The 3,340-nt window shown below is 71.1% G+C and carries 3 protein-coding genes; 2 read left to right on the top strand and 1 reads right to left on the bottom strand.

Features of this window, described 5'->3' with window-relative positions:
* Window positions 1-182: hypothetical protein (locus NON22_RS22145; protein WP_257389170.1), on the bottom strand; the 182-nt coding region annotated here is incomplete at its 3' end.
* Between the two features lie 12 nt (window positions 183-194).
* Between NON22_RS22145 and NON22_RS22140 the strand changes: the two genes are divergently transcribed.
* Both NON22_RS22140 and NON22_RS22135 read left to right on the top strand, forming a co-directional pair.
* Window positions 195-1,340 (top strand): hypothetical protein, encoded by a 1,146-nt coding sequence (locus NON22_RS22140; protein WP_257389169.1) that lies wholly within the window; start codon window positions 195-197, stop codon window positions 1,338-1,340.
* A gap of 211 nt (window positions 1,341-1,551) precedes the next feature.
* Window positions 1,552-3,291, top strand: coding sequence for a tetratricopeptide repeat protein (locus NON22_RS22135; protein WP_257389168.1), 1,740 nt, complete (start codon window positions 1,552-1,554; stop codon window positions 3,289-3,291).
* Window positions 3,292-3,340: the final 49 nt, after the last annotated feature.

Genomic DNA, 3,340 nt, shown 5'->3' with positions numbered 1-3,340 from the left:
CGCGAGATCGCGCGCCAGTCCGGCGCGATCGGCCGCGCCGACATCGTGCGCTGGGCGCGCGCGCAGCGCGGTTGAGCCGCGGGCCCGCAGGCGGGATGACGCGCGCCGGCCCGGCGCGCCGGATCCGTGAGAGATTCGCAGCGCCGGAAACACCGGTTGATCGGTAGCTGCTCGAAGCCCATGGGGAGGCAACGATGAATCGCTGGAATCTTTCGCGCGCGGCCGCGGCCGCACGGCTGCTCGGTGCAGTGCTGGGCCTGTTCGGCCTCGCTGTCCCGCAACGGTCGGACGCCTACCAGATCCTGCCCAAGATCAGCGACGTCGACCGCAAGCTCGGCAACGTCAGCACGTCGCGCTTCTGGAGCTGGACCGGGATCTGGGTCGTCGACCATGTCCTGCCGCATCTCAAGTCGCCGGTGCACGAAGCCATCACCCTGGCGGCACTGGATTGCACGGCGGGACCTGGCGACGAGATGGGCTGCGTGACCCTGGACCGGGTCAAGCAGCACCGCATGCTGCTCTACGGGGTGCGCTGGCCCGACGACCCGCCGTTCCGGCTCGACCCGGGCAAGCCGCCGGCCGTCAAGGCGTGCAACGCCAGCGTCACCCTGCGTTCGACGGCGCAGCCGGAATGCTGGCGGAAACTGTTCGACGACGCCGGCCGCGCGGCCAAGGCCCACAAGGGTACGGGCCCCGCATTCGGACCCGGAACCATGCTGCTCTATCGCAGCCACTACGGCGATCTGCAGTTCATGCATGCGATGGCGGCCTATGAAGGCGAGCCTGCCCGGGACACGCAGCGCAACATGCGGATCTGGGCCGAATTCCTCTGGGGCGTGGCCCGCGGAGCGATCCGCACGGACATCTATTTGCGCGACGTCGCCGTACCCGGGTTCGCCGCGTACTTTCCCGGCGAGATGACCGCGACCAACCTGTTCGCGACCGGCATCGTGGAGGCTCGCAGCCATCTGCGCGAGGTCGCGCTCGGCGTGCTGCTGCACATGATCCAGGACAGCTACTCGGTCGCGCATGCGTCGCGCCTGGATGCGGGCGGCGGCGAATGCGCGGGACTGCCCGGCGTCGAGGCACCGGGCCGGATCGCCGAGTTCCACAGCTACGCGCGACAGGACGGTTCGCTGCACGATGCCGCCGACACCCGCGAAGCGCTGGCTCGCCACATGCTGGAGTACGACCCGTCGGTCGTGGCCGTGTCGCGGCAGCTCGTCGTTTCGTGGCAGCAGGGACGCGACTGGGCGGCCGTGTCGCCGTACATCGATTGCGCGTTGGCTCTGACCGACCCGAACGCGCCCGCGACGGCCGGCGGGTTTTCGCGGCGCTGACAGTCGCGCAGGCCGGCCCGGGGAACCGATCGCGAACCGCCGGCCGCGCGATCGCGTACGCCCGGCGCGTTTCCGGGAATCCGCGAGCGTTCGGCTGCCGCGGTAAAACGCGGCAGTCCGGTTACGCGGGGGCGGCGACGCCTTCCGTGTCCCGGCCGGTAGACGATAAAGTCGCGCCTGCCGCACGGAAGCACAGGGGAAAACACGCCGCATGTCGCCGCATTTCGAAGCCTTCAAATCCGCCTGGCGGGCCGCCGCTTACGCGCAGGCCCTGACCGCGATCGAGGCGGTCGTCGCCGAACAGCCGCAGGTCGCGGCGCTGCACTGGTATCGCGCGAACTGCCTGCTCAAGCTCGATCGTCCGGCCGACGCGCGCGCGGCCGTCGACCGGGTGCTCGCGCTGAATCCCGATCACGCGCCGGCGCTGGTCAAGCAGGTCGAGCTCAGCGGGGTGGACGAGGCCGTCGGCGGCGACGAGCAGCCGACGAAGGCGCAGATCGCCGCCTGGCTGCAGCAGGCCGGACAGCGCCGGCAAGGTCACATCGCGCAACTGCGCCGTGCGATCGCGATCGATCCGAATCTGGCCGATGCGTATTTCGGACTGTCGCAGCTGTTGCGCGGCGGAATGATGGACGTGATCGCGAACGACGGCGCCGTGGAATCGCTGCTGCACAACGACGAAGCCGATGCGCTGCTCGCGCGCGCGATCGCGCTGGACCCCGCGCGCATCGAGTTCCTCGGTGTGCGCGCCGAGCAGCGTCGCCTGCGCGCGATGCAGGTTCCGGACGGAACACCGGAGGCCGACTGCGTCGAGACACTCGCCGGCCTGCGCTACCTGCGTGTCGGGCTCGAAGCGGCCCTGGCCGATTTCACCGAATGCGCGCGGCTCGACGGCGGTCCGCGTTTTCGCCTGCAGATGGGCCGGCTGCTGCACGACCTCGGCCGCCACGACGAGGCCGTGGCACAGTACGACGGCGTGCTTGCCGCGCTGCCGGCCGATGCGCCGCAGCGCGAGCACGTGCTGGACCTGCGCCGCCGTTCCGGGAACGGCGGCCGCGGCGAGCTCGAGGACATGGCGCAGCTGCTCGAAAGCGTGATCCCGCCCGGCGACCGCAACCAGCAGGACGACATGGTTGCGACGGCCATGCTCGGCGCCGCGCGCGCCGTGCGGCGCGGACAGCGACTGGACGCGGCAATCGCCGCGCACCTGCCCGAATCGCCCGACGATCTGCTCGCGGCCAACCTCGCCGAGCAGATCCTCAACGTCGCCTACGAGGCGCCGCCGAACCTCGTCGCCGCCGACGCGGCGGCGTTCCCGGCCTACCAGCGCCGTTATGCGGCGAAGCAGCGGCGCGCGTTCGCCGCGGCCGGCCTGCATCACGTCGCCGATGCCGAGGCGACCGGCATGACGCCGACCCTGGGCCAGCGCGTGCTCCTCGGCTTCCATGCCGACGCCGACGGCACGCTGTGCGCCGCCACCTTCGTGCTGCGGCCGAAATGGCCGGGCATGGCCGGGTTCCTGGCCTTGCTGCTGTCGGGCAAATGGAAGAAGCATCCGTTGACCGAGTGCGTCAGTCACTTCGACGACGGCGGCTACCTGATCACCCAGTACGAAAACATCTCGCCGTTCGAATACGGCAGCGTCGTGGACATCGAACGGCTGCCGCGCTCGACCGCGGTCGCCGCGCTGGTCGAACGCCATCGGCAGCGCGTCGCCGCGTACCGGCAGGCGCATCCGCAGGCGCGCGCGTTTCCGGCCGGCGATCTCGCCGCGATCGACGCGAACTGGCGCCGCGGCCAGATCATCAAGCGCGACTACCGCCGCTCGATCGGCTACGCCAGCGATGCCGAGCTGCGCCGCCTGCTCGGCGCCCAGTACGAACGTTTCGCGGCGCGCATCCGCCGGAAGATCGACGAGTTCGCGCCCGATCGCGAAGCGGCCGCCGGCTGAGCCGCGGGCGCGCGTCGGCCCGCGCGCCGGATCGCGGACGCGCGGCCGC

This window comes from Tahibacter caeni (assembly GCF_024609805.1).
GTDB lineage: Bacteria > Pseudomonadota > Gammaproteobacteria > Xanthomonadales > Rhodanobacteraceae > Tahibacter > Tahibacter caeni.
Note: the sequence above shows the minus strand (reverse complement) of the source record. Positions and strands in the feature narration are given on the sequence as shown.